Origin of the sequence: Rhizobium sp. N731 (assembly GCF_001664145.1) — a bacterium.
Taxonomy (GTDB): domain Bacteria; phylum Pseudomonadota; class Alphaproteobacteria; order Rhizobiales; family Rhizobiaceae; genus Rhizobium; species Rhizobium esperanzae.
Genome location: NZ_CP013602.1, coordinates 70,020 through 88,814, shown reverse-complemented (window position 1 = coordinate 88,814; position 18,795 = coordinate 70,020). Strand labels below are relative to the sequence as shown.

Genomic DNA, 18,795 nt, shown 5'->3' with positions numbered 1-18,795 from the left:
AACCCCCGTGCTAGGGATTGGGCGATGGAAACGCATCGGGTCGTGGCTTGACACGAAGGCCGCTCCGCTCTTTGATGCCGAACATTCACCAGGGGTGTCCCGGCAAGGGGCTGAGATTCTGCTGAACAATACGGCTTTGCCTGTTGTGGCGCAGTGACCCGTTGAACCTGATCCAGTTCATACTGGCGTAGGGACGGTGCGGACGCTGCGGCTGTTGGGCGGATCTTCGCTTTGTCGCGGAAGGCGTCTTTCCATCATTCCAACACTGGAACTGGGTCTCCAAACGTCAAACCTTGGAGCCTCATCCATGAATATTGTTGCACCCCAGCTTACTCCCGTCGTCACCACCGGCTCGCTTCCGGCCTCGACCAAGATCGTCAAACCCGGAACGCTCTATCCGGATCTGCGCGTGCCGATGCGCGAAATCAACCTTCACCCGACCTCGGGTGAACCGCCGGTCACGGTCTATGATTCCTCCGGCCCTTATACCGATCCGGCCCACGTGGTCTCCATCGACGCCGGGCTGCCGCGTTTGCGCGAGGCCTGGGTCAGGGCGCGTGGCGACGTCGAAGCCTACGAAGGCCGGGTGGTGAAGCCTGAAGACAATGGTTTTGCCACGGGCGAACGGCTGACGCCGGAATTTCCCATTCGCAACACGCCGCTAAAGGCAAAGGCCGGCCGCGCCGTCACCCAGCTCGCCTATGCGCGGGCCGGCATTATCACCCCGGAAATGGAATTTATCGCGATCCGCGAAAACCTCGGCCGGCAGGCCGCGAAGGAGGCGCTCACCCGCGACGGCGAGAGCTTCGGCGCGCATGTTCCGGATTTCGTGACGCCCGAATTCGTGCGCCGGGAAGTCGCCGAGGGCAGGGCGATCATCCCAGCGAATATCAACCACCCCGAATCCGAACCGATGATCATCGGCCGGAATTTCCTCGTGAAGATCAACGCCAATATCGGCAATTCGGCCGTCACCTCGTCGATGGCGGAAGAGGTGGAAAAGATGGTCTGGGCGATCCGCTGGGGCGCCGACACCGTCATGGACCTTTCCACCGGTCGCAACATTCACAACATCCGCGAATGGATCATTCGCAACTCGCCGGTTCCGATTGGAACCGTGCCGCTTTACCAGGCGCTCGAGAAGGTCAACGGCATTGCCGAAGATCTGACCTGGGAAGTCTATCGGGATACGCTGATCGAGCAGGCCGAGCAGGGCGTCGATTATTTCACGATCCATGCGGGCGTGCGGCTGGCCTATATTCCGCTCACCGTCAATCGCGTCACCGGCATCGTCTCACGCGGCGGCTCGATCATGGCCAAGTGGTGTTTGCATCACCACAAGGAGAGTTTCCTCTACGAGCATTTCGAGGAAATCTGCGACATCTGCCGTGCCTATGACGTCTCCTTCTCGCTCGGCGACGGTTTGCGGCCGGGGTCGATCGCGGATGCCAATGACGCAGCGCAATTTGCCGAGCTCGAAACCCTCGGCGAACTGACGAAGATCGCCTGGGCCAGGGATTGCCAGGTGATGATCGAAGGCCCCGGCCATGTGCCGATGCACAAGATCAAAGAGAATATGGATAAGCAGCTCAAGGTCTGCGGCGAAGCCCCCTTCTATACGCTCGGTCCGCTGACGACCGACATCGCGCCGGGCTATGATCACATTACCTCCGGCATCGGAGCCGCCATGATCGGCTGGTTCGGCACGGCGATGCTCTGCTACGTCACGCCGAAGGAGCATCTGGGGCTGCCCGACCGCAGCGACGTCAAGACCGGCGTCATTACCTACAAGATCGCCGCCCATGCCGCCGATCTTGCCAAGGGACATCCGGCCGCCCGCATCCGCGACGATGCGCTGTCGCGGGCGCGCTTCGAATTCCGTTGGGAGGATCAGTTCAACCTCTCCCTCGACCCGGATACGGCGCGTTCCTTCCACGACGAGACCCTCCCGAAGGAGGCGCACAAGGTGGCGCATTTCTGTTCGATGTGCGGCCCGAAATTCTGCTCCATGCGAATTTCCCACGACATTCGCGCCGAAGCCCAGAAAGAGGGATTGGAAGCCATGGCGGCCAAGTACCGCGATGGCGGCGATCTCTACATGCCGGTCGCAGAGGTCGCGAAAACGCCCGTCGGAGAATGACCATGCGCGTTCTCGTCAAGGGGGCCGGCGTTGCCGGCCTCACCGTGGCCTGGCAGCTCTATCGCCACGGCTTCCGCGTCACCCTTGCGGAGCTGGCCGACAAGGTCGGCGCTGGTGCCTCCGGCTTTGCCGGCGGCATGCTGGCGCCGTGGTGCGAGCGGGAAGGTGCGGAGGAGCCGGTGCTGACGCTCGGTCGCCTTGCCGCGGACTGGTGGGAGGCTGCACTGCCCGGCCATGTCAATCGCCGGGGAACACTTGTCGTGGCGGGCGGGCGCGATGCCGGCGAGCTCGACCGCTTTTCCCGCCGGACAAGTGGATGGGAATGGCTGGACGAGGCGGCGATCGCCGCTCTGGAGCCTGATCTCGCCGGCCGCTTCCGCAGGGCGCTGTTCTTCCGGCAGGAAGCGCATCTCGATCCACGGCAGGCGCTCGCCGCCCTGGCCGCAGGGTTGGAGGACGCCCGCATGCGTCTCATGCTCGGCGTCACCGGCGAAGCTGATTTTGCCCATTATGACCGGGTGATCGACTGCACCGGTGCCGCCCAGATCGGCCGGCTGCCCGGATTGCGCGGTGTTCGAGGTGAGATGCTCTGCCTCGAAACAAGCGAGCTCAGTCTGTCCCGCCCCGTCCGCCTGCTGCATCCCCGCCACCCGATCTACATCGTGCCGCGCGAGAAAAATCGCTTCATGGTCGGCGCGACGATGATCGAAAGCGACGATGCCGGCCCGGTTACCGCGCGTTCGCTGATGGAGTTGCTGAACGCCGCCTATGCGATGCATCCCGCCTTCGGCGAGGCACGGGTCACGGAAACCGGTGCAGGCGTGCGCCCCGCTAATCCCGACAATCTGCCGCGGGTGACACAGGAGGGATCCACCCTCCATGTCAACGGCCTCTACCGCCACGGCTTTCTGCTGGCGCCGGCGATGGCCGGCGAGGTGGCGCGGCGTCTTCTCACAGAACAAGGACAACCGGAAAGGAGGCCCTCATGACCTTCATCATCAATGGCGAGGAACAGCAGGTCGCGGCCGCGACGCTCGCAGACCTGCTTCTCGCTCTGGACTACGAAGGCGGCTGGCTGGCAACTGCGGTCAACGGCGAGTTGGTGCACCGCGAGGATCGCGCCGATTTCAGGCTCGGCGAAGGCGACCGCATCGAAATTCTCTCACCGATGCAAGGGGGCTGAGATGCTGAAAATTTATGATGTTGAAGTCCGCTCCCGACTGCTGCTCGGCACCGCCCGCTACCCGTCACCCGCCGTCCTTGCAGAAGCCGTGAGACGCTCGAAGGCTGAGATTGTCACTGTCTCGCTTCGGCGCGAGGCCGCCGGCGGCAAGGCGGGTGGCGCCTTCTTCGAGCTGATCCGCGAGCTTGGTGTGCGCGTGCTGCCGAATACCGCCGGATGCCACAGCGTACAGGAGGCTGTGCTGACGGCGAAGATGGCGCGCGACGTATTCCGCACCGACTGGATCAAGCTCGAGGTGATCGGCCATCACGATACGCTGCAGCCCGATGTCTTCGGCCTTGTCGAAGCGGCTCGCATCCTGTCGGGCGAAGGCTTTCAGGTCTTCCCCTATACGACCGACGATCTAGTCGTCGCCGAAAAACTGCTGGATGCCGGCTGCCGCGTTCTGATGCCCTGGTGCGCGCCGATCGGCTCCGCCATGGGACCGGTGAACCCGATGGCGCTGCGGGCATTCCGAGCACATTTTCCGGATGTGCCGCTCATCGTCGATGCCGGCATCGGCCGCCCGTCTCACGCCGCCGCTGTCATGGAATACGGCTATGATGCCGTTCTTCTCAACACCGCCGTTGCCGGCGCTGGTGATCCCGCCGCCATGGCCGAGGCCTTCGCGCTTGCCATCGATGCCGGCCGCATTGCGCATGGCGCCGTGCCGTTGGAGCCGCGCGACATGGCCGTCCCATCCACTCCCGTCATCGGCAAGGCAGTCTTCTCATGAGGCTAGACCCCTTCTATCTCATCGTCGACAGCGCCGAATGGGTCGAGCGTCTCGTGCCACTCGGCGTCAAACTCGTCCAGCTGCGCATCAAGGATTGCCCGGACTCCGCGCTTCGCGAGGAGATCCGGCGTTCGAAGGCTGCCTGCGCGGCAGCAGGTTGCCAATTGGTCGTCAACGACTACTGGAAACTGGCGATCGATGAAGGATGCGATTTCATTCATCTCGGGCAGGAAGACCTGATGGCCGCCGACAGGAATGCCATTCGTCGCGCCGGCCTGAAGCTCGGCCTTTCGACGCACGACATATCGGAGCTGGAGACGGCGCTGGCGGCCGAGCCGGATTACGTTGCACTCGGACCGGTCTGGCCGACGATTCTCAAACAGATGAAATGGGCGCCGCAAGGCATTGAACGTCTTTCGGACTGGCGGCGGCGCGTCGGCGCGATACCGCTCGTCGCCATTGGCGGGATCACCGCCGAACGCGCGCAGCTGGTGCTGGAAAAAGGCGCCGATAGTGCTGCCGTGGTCACCGATATCACCCGCAACGCGGATCCCGAGGCCCGCACGCGACAGTGGCTTGCCGCGACCGCGCCGTGGCGGCCCGCGAATGACGTATGAAGGGTTGATCTTGCCGACAGCGCGGAAACCTTTGATGCTGCCGGGCAGGGTATTGTTACATGCTCAACTACACCGGAAATTCGACTTTTCGATTGCGTAGTTCACTTGTGAGGGGGAACGCCGGTTCGGATCTGTTCAACAGCCAGACGTCAAATGGCGAGTCTCAGGTTCTACTCCCTCCAAGAGAAGAGCAATTTTCAATCTTGCCAGCCTGTCGGTTCAGCATTCAGCCATGGCGAAAATGGCTGCGGTACCTGCGCACTCTATTTCAGTTGCTTCAAAAGTTTTATAAGCTCGGGCGTTTTCGGCAGCGATAAAATGATCCCCCGTATCAAGACCAGAGAATCTTCACTTCTTCCCGGAGCTGGCTTCTTCGAGCGACTGCTCGAGGCAGGCTTTGCCGGCGACATCGAGACCAGCGCCGCCTCGCGCACCGTGCTTTCGACGGATAACTCGATCTACCAGATCGAGCCGGCAGGGATCCTCTTTCCCAAGGATATCGCGGACATGAAGGCCTTGATGCGGGTCCTCTCCGAAGACCCGTTCCGCGACCTGTGCATCGTCGCGCGCGGCGGCGGCACCGGCACCAATGGCCAGTCGCTGACGGACGGCCTCGTCGTCGACTGCTCACGGCATATGAACCGGATTCTGGAGATCGATCCGGTGCGGCGGGTCGCCCGCGTCGAAGCCGGCGTCGTCAAGGACCAGCTCAACCGCGCCCTTGAGAATCATGGCCTGTTCTTCGCTCCGGAACTTTCGACCTCCAATCGGGCGACGATCGGCGGCATGGTCTCGACCGATGCCTGCGGCCAGGGCTCCTGCCTCTACGGCAAGACGAGCAACCATGTGCTCGGCCTCAGGATGGTCCTGACCGATGCGACGGACTGGTGGTCGCGTCCCCTCGACGACGTGTCTCTTGCCAAGGTCAAGTCTCGCGATGATCGCGTCGGCGAAATCCATCGGACGGTCGACAGGATCGCGCGCGACGAGCGCGCGCGCATCGAGGAAATCTTTCCGCGCCTCAACCGCTACATGACGGGCTACGACCTTGCGCATATCCGTCGCGACGACGGACGCTTCGATCTCAATGCGATCATCTGCGGCTCGGAAGGCACGCTGGCGATGATCGCCGAGATCGAGCTCAGCCTTCTGCCGATCCCCAAATATGCGGCGCTGGTCAATATCCGCTACGACGACTTCAACACCGCTCTCGAAGACGCAAGGTCGCTGACCGCGCTGAACGTCGCCTCGGTGGAAACGATCGACGAGAAGGTGCTTGGCCTTGCCAAGGGTGACATCGTGTGGAGCGGCATCGCGCGGTTTTTCCCGGATGACCAGCGCGGTCCGGCCAACGGCATCAATATCGCCGAGGTGTTGGCCGACGACCCGGTCGAGTTGGAACAGAAGCTCATGGCGGTGACGTCGGCGCTGGCCCGCGCCGATGTCGTCCGCAATATCGGCCTTACGATCGCCCGGGAGAAAGCGGACGTCGAGGCGATATGGGCGATGCGCAAGCGCGCCGTCGGGCTTCTCGGCAATGTCGAAGGCCCGGTGCGCCCTGTGGCTTTCGTCGAGGACACCGCCGTCCCTCCTGACAATCTCGCCGCCTATATCCGAGAATTCCGCGCTCTCCTCGATGCGGCCGGCGTCTCCTACGGCATGTTCGGGCATGTGGATGCGGGCGTGCTTCATGTGCGGCCGGCCCTCGACCTGACGCGGGACGACCATGTGCCGCTCATCCGGGAAATCACCGACGCGGTGGTGGCGCTCACCCGCAAGCATGGCGGCGTTCTCTGGGGCGAGCACGGCAAGGGTGTGCGTTCAGAATATGTGCCGGAATTCTTCGGCGATCTCTATCCGAGCCTCCAGCAGATCAAGAAGACGTTCGATCCGGAGAACCGCCTCAATCCGGGCAAGATCGCCACGCCCGACGATGGCGCGCTGATGAAGATCGACGAGGTTCCCTTGCGGGGAAGCGTCGACCGCATCATCGGCAACGAGATCCGCGCGGCCTTCGACAATGCGGCCTATTGCAACGGCAACGGCGCCTGTTTCGATTTCGACGAGACCAGCCCGATGTGCCCGTCCTACAAGGCAACCCGCAACCGGGTGTACTCGCCGAAGGGGCGCGCCGCCCTGATGCGGGAATGGCTGCGGCTCCTCGTCGAGCAGGGTGTCGATCCCCGTGAGGAAGCGGTTCGGCTCCGCAATTCGAACAAGGTGATCGGGCTTGTCAGGCGGGCGTTCAACTCGCTGAACCCGGCCAATCGGACCGATTTTTCGCACGAAGTGCGGGCAGCTATGGATACGTGCCTCGCCTGCAAGGCCTGCGCCGGTCAATGTCCTGTCAAGGTCAGCGTCCCCGCGTTCCGCTCGAAGTTCCTGAACCTCTATTACGGCCGCTACCTCAGGCCGCTGAAAGATCCGCTGGTGGCCGGCATTGAGGCCACTCTGCCGCTGATGGCGCGGATCCGTCCTCTCTACAATCTCCTTGCCGGAACGGCTGCCGGCCGCGCGGCGATGAAGCTCGTCGGCTTGACCGCGCTGCCGAAGATGCCGCCGGCGTCACCGCTGGCCGGCCTCGGGGTTCCGACCGCCGACGCGGAGCAGATCATGAAGATGTCTCCCGAGGCGCGCGGCCGCACCGTCGTCTTCATTCCCGACGCCTTCACTGCGCATTTCGATCCCAAAGTGGTCGTCGCCGCCGTCGAGGTCGCCCGCAAGCTCGGGCTGTCGCCGTTCATCGCGCCGCCGCTCACCAACGGAAAAGCGCTGCATGTCCACGGCTACCTCGACCGTTTCGAAAAGGCGGCCGTCGCGACCTTGCGCTCCCTGAATCGTTTGGCGACAATCGGCGTGCCGCTTGTCGGGCTGGACCCATCCATGACCCTCGCCTATCGCAGCGAGTACATGACCTTGCCGAAAGGACTACCCCACGCAACCGTGCAGCTGCCGCAGGAATGGCTGGCCGCAAACGGCAAGGACCTGGCGGAGGCGGTCAGGCGGCAGGCCGTGGCGACGGTCCGGCTTCTGCCGCACTGTACCGAACGCACCAATATGCCCTCGGCGGTTGCGCAGTGGAAAGCGGTCTTCGGCACCCTCGGCATCGACCTGCAGGTGGCCGATGCGGGTTGCTGCGGCATGGCGGGAACGTTTGGCCACGAAGCCCGCAACAGAGAGATTTCCGAAACGCTCTATGCGATGAGCTGGGCAGAACAGATCGCCGCCGGCGAGGACGGGACCGTCGTCATGGCGACCGGCTATTCCTGCCGGTCGCAGGTCAAGGAAATAGACCGCAGGATGATCCCCCATCCTCTGGAAGTCATCCGGGATCTGATAAGCTGAAAACCCGGGCGCAAGGCAGGTGGCGAGACGCTGACGTCGCTGAAGGTCGGCGGCAGGGTGACCGCCCGCCAGGGGCCGGCGTTTTCGTCAGCGAAAAGGATGCCAGGACCCTGAATTTCGAGATCAGCCGGGTCGAAGACATCCGTTCCGCCATGCAGATCCTCGAACTGCGCCTGGGTGTCGAAATTCAGGCCGCAGCGCTCGCCGCAACCCGGCGCACGCCCGAGGCGCAACCCCGGATCAACAAGGAGCATGCGGCGATGGTTCCTTTCGCGCGCGGCCACAGCGGCTATTGCGAATAGCCCACCACGGAAGCAAGTTCCATAATTCAGCTTACGCCAGATTCGCCTGTAGCCGCAAAGTTAGAATGTCCTGTTTCTGCAAAGTAGGAATGTCACTCTCTCCCCGTTTTGGATGACGGCGGAGATTGCGGATGGGATTGATAGCGATGAGCGAGCGTGATCTGCAGCGGATCGAGGTTCTGTCGAAGGTGATCGCCGGCCGGATGACGATGGTCACGGCGGCGCATGTGCTTGATCTGAGCGAGCGCCAGGTGCGGCGCCTGTTGGATCGCATTAGTACTGACGGCGCCGCGTCGATCCGCCATAAGGCGATCGGTCGGCCGTCGAACAACCGGATCAGCGACGGCGTTCGCGATTATGCGATGACGTTGGTTGGCGAACGCTATGCGGATTTCGGTCCGACGCTGGCGGCCGAGAAGCTGGCCGAACGCGATGGATTGCGTGTGTCGCGCGAGACGTTGCGCAGCTGGATGGTGGAGGCTGGCCTGTGGCTATCTGCCAAGCAGCGGCGGACGTTTCATCAGCCGCGGTTGCGGCGCGAAGCCTATGGCGAGCTGGTACAGATCGACGGGTCCGAACATCGCTGGTTCGAGGATCGCGGCGATCCGTGTTCGCTCTTGGTGTTCGTCGATGATGCGACGGGCAGGTTGATGCAGCTGCGCTTCGTCCGTTCCGAAAGCGCCGTCAGCTATTTCGATGCCCTGGAGCTTTATCTGAAGCATCACGGGGCGCCGATCGCCTTTTATTCCGACAAGCACTCAGTGTTCCGGGTGGCGAAGAAGGATGCCAAGGGTGGCCAGGGCATGACCCAGTTCGGGCGGGCGCTTTCAGAGCTAAACATCGAGATTCTTTGTGCAAACTCCAGCCAGGCCAAAGGTCGTGTCGAGCTCATGAACCGGACGTTGCAGGACCGGCTGGTCAAGGAATTGCGGCTGGCAGGCATCGACAACATGGAGGCAGGCAATGCGTTCTTGCCTGGCTTCATGGCGGACTACAATGCGCGGTTTGCGCTTGTGCCTGCCCGATCCGGTGATCTGCACCGGCCGATGAATCTGGCCCCGGATCGGTTGGCCGAGATCCTGTGCAAACGCGAGCAGCGCTATGTCGGGGCGCAGTTGACGTTTTCGTTTGAGCGCAAGCGGATCATGCTGGAGGAGACCGAGGTGACGCGCGGTCTGGTGGGCCGCTATGTCGAGACCTATGCCTATGCGGACGGCCGGCTCGATGTGCGGTGGAAGGGACACTCCCTGCCCTACAAGGTGTTCGACAAGGACCAGCGGGTGACGCATGCGGCGATCATCGAGAACAAGCGGGTCGGCGACATTCTGGCTTATATCAAGGAGCGCCAGGAGCAGCAGCCGAAGCCTGATGTGAAGACCAACAGCGAGAAGAACGGCTATGTGCGACGGGCTCGCGGTCCGGGACGGCGGAAGGATTTCATGAACGATCCGGGGTGATCGAACGCCGTAAAGCGGCGCTGGCAAAGCTTGACGCTGCCGAGTGAGGCGTTGGTCGCATCGTTACATAGCTAAAGCCGAAGGGTGCCCCTCACCCGCCCCGATCTGATCTTGCAACCCGGACCAGCCGCTCAGATCGGGGCTGATCGACCTGCCGGATGCGGACCAAAGTGACATTCCTACTTTGCAAACATCCGGACATTTCAACTTCCCCGCCACATGGCCTGTAGGCGGGTACATTCTATTTCCAACTGCGACGCGCCGGGCCGCCCTTTGGCGCTCACGCGAGCAGCCAGTTTTCGGCACGCAAGCCCTCGCAACTGAAAAAGTCCCACACATTATTCGTCGCTCAGAGCTCAGGGAACGAAATCCGGGCGATCAGGTTAGTCCAAAGGAAAAGCGGGCTTTCGAGCCCTGGCGATGAGGTGAACCCGAGGAGCAGGTTGTGAATGTTGTAAGTTTTCCGCGCCAGCGCCACGATGATCCCGATCGCGCTTTCGTCAGCACCGATGCAGATGAGCGACGGCTCTATAGATTTGCCCTGCAGTACGAGATGGATGGCAAGAGCTGGGCGACCGACATCTGGGCCTATTCATCCAAAGACGCCGAAGATCGCGTCGCTGCGATGCGGCGATCGCTGACGATGTGCGGTCAGCTCTATGCCGAGGTGGAGGCCGACGCTCCGACGCCGCTCTAAGCATATGCGACGCGGCTGAGAAGCCCAGCCTATTGCCTATTGCCTATTGCCTATCGTCTCTCGTCACCGGCTGTCGACAGCCCCGCTCGTCACTTTGCCGACTCGCCTGGAACAGTTTGTTTCTCGAAGAGTTTGGGTCGCAAAATATCTGCCGGGGATCCCCCTACGACAATATCGGGAGGCAAAAATGTCAGCGCGATCGAAACATCCGCCAACTATCGGTGAGAGCACGCCTGCGGCTGGCGGCTGGGCGGCGGCGAGATCTCTTGGAGAAATTCTTCTCCGCGAACACGTCCCCCGATCGGGGCCGTCGCTGCTTTCCCATCACAACAAACCAGACGGTTACATGTGCGTCAGTTGTGCCTGGGCCAAGCCTGCAAAACCGCATGCGATGGAATTTTGCGAAAGCGGCGCGAAGGCGACCGCCTGGGAGGTCACTTCCCGCCGCGCCGACCGCGCCTTCTTCGCCGCCCATACATTGCATGAGCTGGAGCAGTGGAGCGATCACGATCTCGAAGAACAAGGTCGCCTGACCCATCCGATGCGGTGGAACCGCTCGACCGACAAATACGAGCCGGTAGACTGGAACGATGCATTCGCAGAAATCGGCGAGGCGCTGCGGTCAATTCCTCCGCGTGAGGTCGATTTCTACACCTCCGGGCGCGCCTCCCTCGAGACCTCCTACATGTATCAGCTTTTTGCCCGCATCTTCGGCAGCAACAACTTGCCCGATTCTTCCAATATGTGTCACGAAAGCTCCTCGGTCGGTCTGCCGGAAAGCATCGGAGCCTCCGTCGGCACGGCAATCCTGTCCGATTTCCAGAACTGCGATTGCATTTTCTATATGGCGCAGAACGTCGCCACCTCCTCCCCGCGAATGCTGCATGACCTTCAGGACGCCGTCGACCGTGGCGTGAAAATCGTCACCTTCAATTTGTTGCGCGAACCGGGCCTTGAACGTTTCATCAACCCGCAAATGCCGAGCCAGATGCTGACCGGTCGGTCGACGCCGATTTCGTCGGAATATTACCAGGTGAAGAACGGAGGCGACATCGCGGCCCTCTTCGGGGTCTGCAAAGCCTTGATCGAAGCCGACGATGCGATGAAGGCAATGGGCATGAGCAAGGTTTCAGGCTCCGATGCCGTGCCCCATAAACCGGATAATGCCGCGGCGGTGGCGTTCGCCGCTTCCATTGCCGCCGCCGACAAAAAGCATGTTCTCGACCACGATTTCATCAACACGCATACGTCGGGTTTCGAGGAATTCGCCGAAGCCGCCCGCCGATATGACTGGGCCGAGCTGGAACGTGTTTCCGGCTTGACCCGCGAACAGATGATTCAGGCAGCCCGCACCTACGCCCATTCGGAGGCGGTGCTAATGATCTACGGCATGGGTCTCACCCAGCATGTGATGGGTGTCCAGAACGTTCATATGGTCGCCAACCTCGCGCTGTTGCGCGGCAATATCGGCAAGCCCGGCGCCAATATCTGCGCCGTGCGTGGCCACTCGAACGTGCAGGGCCAGCGCACGGTCGGGATAACGGAAAAGCCGGACCTCGTGCCGCTCGATAAGCTGAAGGAACTCTACCGGTTCGAACCGCCACCATGGGAAGGACGCTCGACCGTCGACACCTGCAAGGCGATCATGGAGGGCGAAGCCAAGGCCTTCGTCAGCCTCGGTGGCAATTTCTTGCGCGCCGTCCCGGAAACGGAAGCGATGGAGGAGGCCTGGCGCAAACTCCGCCTGACCGTACAGATCGCGACGAAGCTCAATCGCAGCCACGTTATCCATGGCGAAATCGCCTATCTCCTTCCCTGTCTCGGCCGTATCGAGATCGATGAACAGGCAAGCGGTCCGCAAGCCGTTTCCATCGAAAGTTCTGTGGCTCATTTCCATGGCTCGCGTGGGAAGGCGAAGCCCGCGAGCGAGGAGCTTCTGTCGGAGCCCGCCATCATCGCCGGCATTGCCAAGGCGACGCTGGCGAATGGCCGAGTCCCCTGGGACGAATGGGTCGGCGATTATTCGAAGATCCGCGATGCGATCGAAGCGACCTATCCCGAGACATTCAGGGATTTCAACAAACGCATGTTTCAGCCGGGCGGCATTCCGAGACCGGTGCCGGCCAGGGAACGCAAATGGACGACGCCCAACCAGAAAGCCAATTTCATCACGCCGCCGCGGCTCTTCCCCGAACTCGACATCGGTCCGGGCGCCACTGAGGTTCTCAACCTCGCCACGCTACGCTCCAACGACCAGTTCAACACGACCATCTACGGTTACGGCGATCGCTATCGCGGCGTGAAGGGAACGCGAAAGGTGGTCTTCATGAACGAAGAGGATATTGGCAGACTGGGCTTCAAAGAAGGCGATTTCGTCGATCTGACGACCGCCATCGACATCGCCACAACGCGCCGCGTCACCGGCTTCAAGGTTGCTCGGCACCCAATTCCGGCCGGGTGCTGTGCGGCCTATTACCCTGAGGCGAACCCGCTCTTTCCGCTGTCGCACCACGACGCCAAGGCCAAGACCCCCTCTTACAAGATGTTGCCGGTGCGGCTCAGTCTCTCGGCCCTGTCGTCGCGGTCCTGATCTAGGTCCCGGCAATGCGCGAAAGCAAGCACGTCCCCTGGTCGGCGGCAGTATCGCTTCTCACGATGGCAGCCGTCTGGGCCGCCATCGCCTGGGCAAGCCGTCTATGCTTGCGTCGCGCCCATCCCAGCGTCGCGTCCGGTCCCGATCGGTTCCCTTTGCTTGCCGATAGCGCCGTCAAGAAGGACGGCATCTGGTTGGTCTCGATAGTGCTGCTCGGTATGTTGATGATCGGAGCCGCGATCGGCTGGGCAAGACATCCAAGGCAGTATCGCGCCGATCCGCCGCTCACATCATCTCTCGATCAGTTCCGGCTGATGCCGGACAGGATCGGCGGCACACCACCCGACGTCTATTTCGCGCTTGGCAAGCCCTATGAGACGACCGCTTATGATCTGAGCCAGGGCAAGCGCCTTTATTCCTGGTTCGGCTGCCCTACTTGCCATGGAGACGGACGAGGCGGGACCGGCCCTTCGTTTCTTGACGGCTGGTGGTTTTATGGCTCGGAAATGGTATCGGTCGTGGCATCCATACGCGACGGACGGCCTCACGGCATGCCTGCCTTCGCGAACAGAATGACGAGCGACCAGATCTGGCAGCTCGCCGGTTATGTCAGGACGATCGGCGCCTATTCCGCCCCCTATACCGCGCCGAGCCGCAACGACGACAAGCATACGAGACCGGCCGAGAACCGCGCGCCGGCCGCAACTCTTTTCGAGGAAGGGCCGGTGGGCGTCCGCTCCGATCGAGGTGTCCGGCCTTGAAGATCGCCGCGGCATGCACCCTGTTTTTGTCAGGCTGCGCTGGGACGCAATCGGCGCTGAATGCGGACGGACCTGCCGCTTCGGAACTCAAGAGCCTGATATTCCTGTTCGTCGCCGTCTGCGGCGTCGTCTTCGTGCTTGTCATGAGCGTCATGGCATGGGCGCTGGTTGGCAGGAAAAACCAGGCCCTCGGCGAACCACAAACTGAGCGTTCCATGGGCAGGGTCGTTAGCGGCGCGATCGTTATGACCTTCCTGGTCGTAAGCTTCCTGACCGTCACCAGCTTTTACGCAACGAATGGCGTCGACCGCGGCCGGGACAATCCGCCGACCATCGCCGTTCGCGGGCAGCAGTGGTGGTGGCAGTTTACCTATCTCGATGCGGATCCCGCCAGGACATTCCAGACCGCCAACGAGCTGCATATCCCGGTGGGAACCGATGTCCGGCTGCGCCTGGAAGCGACTGATGTCATTCATTCCTTCTGGGTGCCCAACCTGACGGGAAAGCAGGATCTGGTCCCCGGCCGCGACAACCGGCTGACGCTGCATGCCAGCAAAGCCGGCATCTATCGTGGCCAATGCGCCGAATTCTGCGGCCTGCAGCACAGCCACATGGCGCTGTTGGTGATCGCCGAGGAGCCGGAGGACTATGCCAGATGGCTGGAGTCGCAGAGAAAGACGGCAGCCGCGCCGGCCGACGGTGATGCCGCGTCGGGAAAGCTGGTTTTCATGAGCAAGCCTTGCGCCGCCTGTCACGCCATCCGCGGCACCGAGGCATCGGGCACCTCCGGACCTGACCTCACCCATGTCGGCAGCCGCAGCATGATTGCCGCGGGGCGGCTGGAGAATACGCGGGGATCGGTTGCGGCATGGATTGCCGACCCGCAAACGCTGAAGCCCGGCAACAACATGCCCTTGATCCCCCTCACCGGCGAAGAGCTGCGGCAAGTGAGCGCCTACTTGAGTGGTCTGCGATGACCGGCGGCGGCAGAACCCCTTCGCCCGCCGATCTGGCTGCCGGCAGTGAAGAAGCGGAAGCCTTCCTCAGGCGCACATGGTCGACGCCTTCCGGATTGCTGGCAGCGCTCTCCACGGTCGATCACAAGATCATCGGTCGGCGCTATATCGCGACAGCCTTTGTCTTTCTCATCCTCGGCGGCGTGCTGGCGCTGGTGATGCGCATCCAGCTCGCCTTCCCCGAGGCCCGCTTCATCAGCGCCGACCGCTACAATCAGATCTTCACCGTGCACGGAAGCAACATGATGTTCCTGTTTGCGGTGCCGGTCATGGAGGCGATGGCGGTCTATCTGGTTCCTCTGATGGTCGGAACCCGCAACATCGCCTTTCCCAGGCTGAATGCCTTCTCCTACTGGATCTACCTCGCGGGCGGGCTGCTGCTCTGGATCTCTCTCGCCCTCGATACCGCCCCCGATGTCGGCTGGTTTTCCTACGTGCCTCTGGCCGGCCCGCAATATGGCGCGGGGAAACGGGCAGACCTCTGGGCGCAGATGATCACCTTCACCGAGGTCTCCGCCCTCGCTGTTGCCGTCGAAATCGTCGTGACGGTCTTCAAACTGCGGGCGCCCGGCATGTCGCTCGACCGGATCCCCGTCTTCGTCTGGTCGATGCTGGTCACCGCCTTTCTCGTCATCCTGGCCATGCCGGCGATCATGTTCGCCAGCTCGTCGCTCATTCTCGACCGGCTGGTCGGCACCCAGTTCTATAATCCGGCAGAAGGGGGCGATGTCCTTCTCTGGCAGCACCTGTTCTGGTTCTTCGGTCATCCCGAGGTCTACATCATCTTCCTGCCGGCGGTCGGCATCGTCTCCGCCATGATCTCCACCTTCACGCGGCGTCCTGTCTTCGGCTATATGCCGCTGGTGCTGGCGATGATCGCCACCGGAATTCTCTCCTTCGGCCTGTGGGTGCACCACATGTTCGTGGCCGGCCTGCCGCGGCTGGGGAGCAGCTTTTTCACCGCCTCGAGCATGGCAATCGCCATTCCCGCCGGAACCCAGATCTTTTGCTGGCTGGCAACGCTGTGGGATGGCCGTCCGGTCTTCAAGACACCGCTGCTTTTCGTCATCGGCTTTCTCATCACCTTCGTCATCGGCGGCCTGACCGGCGTCATGGTGGCGTCGGTGCCGCTCGATACCCAGGTCCACGACACCTATTTCGTCGTCGCCCATTTCCACTATGTGCTGATCGGCGGCTCCGTCTTCCCGCTGATCGGCGCGATCTATTACTGGTTCCCGAAGATGACCGGCCGGATGATGAGCGAAAGGCTCGGCCGGTGGGCCTTCGGCCTGATCTTCACCGGCTTCCACCTGACTTTCTTCCCGATGCACATCCTGGGCCTCCAGGGCATGCCGCGGCGCGTCTACACCTATCCGCCCGAGCTGCCCTGGGCCGGCTTGAACCTGTTCGTCAGCCTCAGCGCCTTTATCCTGGCCGCCGGCTTCCTCGTATTCTTCATCGATGCCCTGCGCAGCTTCCGCCATGGCCCACCGGCCGGCCCCAATCCCTGGAATGCGTCAACACTGGAGTGGGCCATACCCTCGCCCCCTCCCCCTTATAATTTTCGGCATATTCCCGTGGTCGAAACGCGCGAACCGCTCTGGATGTCGGGCGAGACGTTGCCGGTGGCGACGGGACTTCGGCTCGATCGGCGGGAACTGATCGTCAGCAGCGTCACATCAGGCGAGCCGGAGGCGCGGGAGGCCTCGCCAGCCGATTCCATCTGGCCATTTCTGGCGGCCATTGCCACCAGCATCATGCTGATCGGCTCGATCTTCAGCCCGTGGGCGGTCGTCTGGGGAGCCGTTCCGGTGGCGATCACCCTGACAGGATGGTTCTGGCCCAAGCAAACGCCGGAGGACGAGTCATGAAGGAGCGCGTGGTCACCGATCTGTCGAAGCTTCCCCTGCACGGCCTGGGCAGCGCGAGCCTGACCTTCTGGGGAACCAGCGCCTTCATGCTGATCGAAGGCATGGGATTCGCGCTGGCGATCGTCGTCTACTTCTATCTCATGAGCCTGGCGCCGCGTTGGCCGATCGAAGCCCCTGCCCCGGATCTCCTTCCCGGCACGATCCTGACTTTGCTGCTTCTCCTCAGCATCGTGCCGAATATGCTTGTCGCGCGGTGGGCGAAGCAGAGGGATCTCCGCAAGGTGCGCGCGGGATTGATCATCATGGCGCTTCTCGGCGCGGCGCCCCTCATACCCCGCGCCTATGAATTTCCTGCCCTTCACATAGGCTGGGACGACGATGCCTACGGATCGATCGTCTGGACGATGCTCGGCCTGCACGCGACCCACATCATCACCGACCTCGTCGATACCGTCGTTCTCGCCTGCCTGATGTTTTCGAAGCATGGCGACAATGCGCGGCGCTACGGCGATGTCGAAGACAATGCGCTCTACTGGAACTTTGTCGTCCTCGCCTGGCTTCCCCTCTACGGATGCATCTATTGGGTGCCGCGGCTATGAGAACAGCAACGACAATCGCTTTTCTTCTCATGGCGACACCGGGATTGGCACATGAAGGCCATGCCCATTCGAGTTCGTTCCCATGGACGGCCGATGCCTGGATAATTGCGCCGCTCGCAGTCTGCGCAGGTCTCTATGCAAGCGGAAGCCTTCGCTTCATGTCGCGATCATCCGCGGGCCGCCGCGTCTTCGCGCACCGGCTTTTGGCCTATTGGGCCGGCTGGCTGGTGCTTGCCGGCGCACTGATCTCTCCCCTGCATTGGCTGGGAGAGCAGCTTTTCACCGTCCATATGATCGAACATGAACTGGCCATGGCAATCGCCGCGCCGCTCATCGTATTGGCACGCCCATCGGCGGTGCTGCTCTGGGGCCTGCCAAGGATCGTCAGGCGCCGGGCGGGACAGGTGCTTGCCTCGAGCATGGTCCGCAGGACCTGGACGTTGCTGAGCAACGGCACTGTCGCGACGCTGCTGCACGGGGCGGCAATCTGGGCATGGCATGCGCCCGTCCTGTTCGACGCCGCGATCGAAAGCACGCCGCTCCACCGTCTGCAGCATCTTTCGTTTTTCCTGAGTGCCATCCTGTTCTGGTGGTCCGTCATCTGGAAGACGAACAGGGGGCTGGCGGCCTGGCATCTTTTCCTGACGATGCTCCATATGAGCATTCTCGGGGCCCTCATCGCCCTGTCACCAAACGTGCTCTACGCCGTGCAGACCCGATCGTCCGGGGCTTGGGGGCTGTCGCCGCTCGAAGACCAGCAGATGGCAGGCTTGGTAATGTGGGTTCCTGCCGGCCTCGTCTACGCCACTGTTGCGCTGGCGCTGACGGCTCTGTGGATCAGGGATTCCGGAAAAGGAGGCGCAGATGGAACACGTATCGTCGCCCCATAATTCCCTTCGCTCCGCCTTTGTGATCGCCGCCTGCGTGGTGAGCCTGACGGCGGCATTGACTTTGACCGACATCTACCGGCAGCGGTCCGAAAGGCAAGCTGTTGCCGTCGCCATGACGAAAGGCGATCCGGCGCGGGCGCCGGCGATTTTTCGCCGATATGGCTGCGCCGGATGTCACACCATTCCCGGCATCGAGGGCGCCGACGGCAAGGTCGGCGGCGATCTCTCCGGTCTGCGCGAGAGGGTCTACATTGCCGGCGTACTTAACAATTCCGCCGACAACCTCATTGGCTGGATCGTCGCGCCGCAGGCCCAGTCGCCAAGAACGGCGATGCCGCCTACCGGAATATCCGAACAGGAGGCCCGCGATCTCGCAGCCTATCTCTATGCTCGTTAAGAAATTTGGGTTTCCGATCAACCCGCCTTTAAAGTTACTCGGACCATCACGGCGCCAGTATCCAAACGTTGATAATAAGCGCATGATCATGCTTGGGTGCATGCCCTCCGGAAGTCTGCAGTTCCAAGATGTGACATGCATCAAAACAAAAA

General features: G+C 62.1%; 14 protein-coding genes, 2 pseudogenes and 1 riboswitch. All 16 genes and pseudogenes read left to right on the top strand.

Features of this window, described 5'->3' with window-relative positions; translation table 11 throughout:
* Nucleotides 1-80: 80 nt before the first annotated feature.
* Nucleotides 81-212, top strand: a riboswitch (TPP riboswitch).
* 95 nt (nt 213-307) lie between these two features.
* The gene (gene thiC / locus AMK02_RS21355; protein WP_064806542.1) at nt 308-2,140 is read left to right on the top strand and encodes a phosphomethylpyrimidine synthase ThiC; all 1,833 of its coding nucleotides are present in this window, start codon (nt 308-310) and stop codon (nt 2,138-2,140) included.
* A 2-nt stretch (nt 2,141-2,142) separates the two neighbouring features.
* Nucleotides 2,143-3,129 (top strand): glycine oxidase ThiO, encoded by a 987-nt coding sequence (gene thiO, locus AMK02_RS21350; protein ID WP_189637028.1) that lies wholly within the window; start codon nt 2,143-2,145, stop codon nt 3,127-3,129.
* A complete protein-coding gene (thiS, locus tag AMK02_RS21345; RefSeq protein ID WP_040112909.1) occupies nt 3,126-3,323 on the top strand; it encodes a sulfur carrier protein ThiS in 198 nt (65 codons plus the stop codon). The genes thiO and thiS overlap by 4 nt, the downstream gene beginning before the upstream one ends.
* Before the next feature lies 1 nt (nt 3,324).
* Entirely contained in the window at nt 3,325-4,098 is a 774-nt protein-coding gene (locus AMK02_RS21340; protein ID WP_064806540.1) for a thiazole synthase, read from the top strand.
* Nucleotides 4,095-4,715, top strand: a complete 621-nt coding sequence (locus AMK02_RS21335) for a thiamine phosphate synthase (RefSeq protein ID WP_064806539.1) — start codon at nt 4,095-4,097, stop codon at nt 4,713-4,715. The genes AMK02_RS21340 and AMK02_RS21335 overlap by 4 nt, the downstream gene beginning before the upstream one ends.
* A gap of 318 nt (nt 4,716-5,033) precedes the next feature.
* Nucleotides 5,034-8,060, top strand: a complete 3,027-nt coding sequence (gene ydiJ, locus AMK02_RS21330) for a D-2-hydroxyglutarate dehydrogenase YdiJ (protein ID WP_064806538.1) — start codon at nt 5,034-5,036, stop codon at nt 8,058-8,060.
* Nucleotides 8,061-8,084: 24 nt separating this feature from the next.
* Nucleotides 8,085-8,314, top strand: a pseudogene (locus AMK02_RS32585) (FadR family transcriptional regulator); the annotation flags it as partial.
* Nucleotides 8,315-8,493: 179 nt separating this feature from the next.
* Nucleotides 8,494-9,866 (top strand): annotated as a pseudogene (locus AMK02_RS21325) (ISNCY family transposase).
* Between the two features lie 398 nt (nt 9,867-10,264).
* Complete coding sequence (locus AMK02_RS21320; protein ID WP_064806537.1) at nt 10,265-10,516, top strand: hypothetical protein; 252 nt, start codon at nt 10,265-10,267, stop codon at nt 10,514-10,516.
* A 187-nt stretch (nt 10,517-10,703) separates the two neighbouring features.
* Nucleotides 10,704-13,106, top strand: a complete 2,403-nt coding sequence (locus AMK02_RS21315; protein WP_064806536.1) for an FdhF/YdeP family oxidoreductase — start codon at nt 10,704-10,706, stop codon at nt 13,104-13,106.
* 221 nt (nt 13,107-13,327) lie between these two features.
* Entirely contained in the window at nt 13,328-13,870 is a 543-nt protein-coding gene (locus AMK02_RS21310) for a c-type cytochrome (RefSeq protein ID WP_064806661.1), read from the top strand.
* Complete coding sequence (gene coxB, locus AMK02_RS21305) at nt 13,867-14,847, top strand: cytochrome c oxidase subunit II (RefSeq protein WP_064806535.1); 981 nt, start codon at nt 13,867-13,869, stop codon at nt 14,845-14,847. The genes AMK02_RS21310 and coxB overlap by 4 nt, the downstream gene beginning before the upstream one ends.
* Nucleotides 14,844-16,757 (top strand): cytochrome c oxidase subunit I, encoded by a 1,914-nt coding sequence (gene ctaD / locus AMK02_RS21300; protein ID WP_064806534.1) that lies wholly within the window; start codon nt 14,844-14,846, stop codon nt 16,755-16,757. The genes coxB and ctaD overlap by 4 nt, the downstream gene beginning before the upstream one ends.
* Entirely contained in the window at nt 16,754-17,356 is a 603-nt protein-coding gene (locus AMK02_RS21295) for a cytochrome c oxidase subunit 3 (protein WP_064806533.1), read from the top strand. The genes ctaD and AMK02_RS21295 overlap by 4 nt, the downstream gene beginning before the upstream one ends.
* Nucleotides 17,353-18,246, top strand: coding sequence for a cytochrome c oxidase assembly protein (locus AMK02_RS21290; protein WP_064806532.1), 894 nt, complete (start codon nt 17,353-17,355; stop codon nt 18,244-18,246). Before AMK02_RS21295 ends, AMK02_RS21290 begins: the two co-directional genes overlap by 4 nt.
* Nucleotides 18,221-18,643, top strand: a complete 423-nt coding sequence (locus tag AMK02_RS21285; RefSeq protein ID WP_064806531.1) for a c-type cytochrome — start codon at nt 18,221-18,223, stop codon at nt 18,641-18,643. The genes AMK02_RS21290 and AMK02_RS21285 overlap by 26 nt, the downstream gene beginning before the upstream one ends.
* The last annotated feature ends 152 nt before the right edge of the window (nt 18,644-18,795 follow it).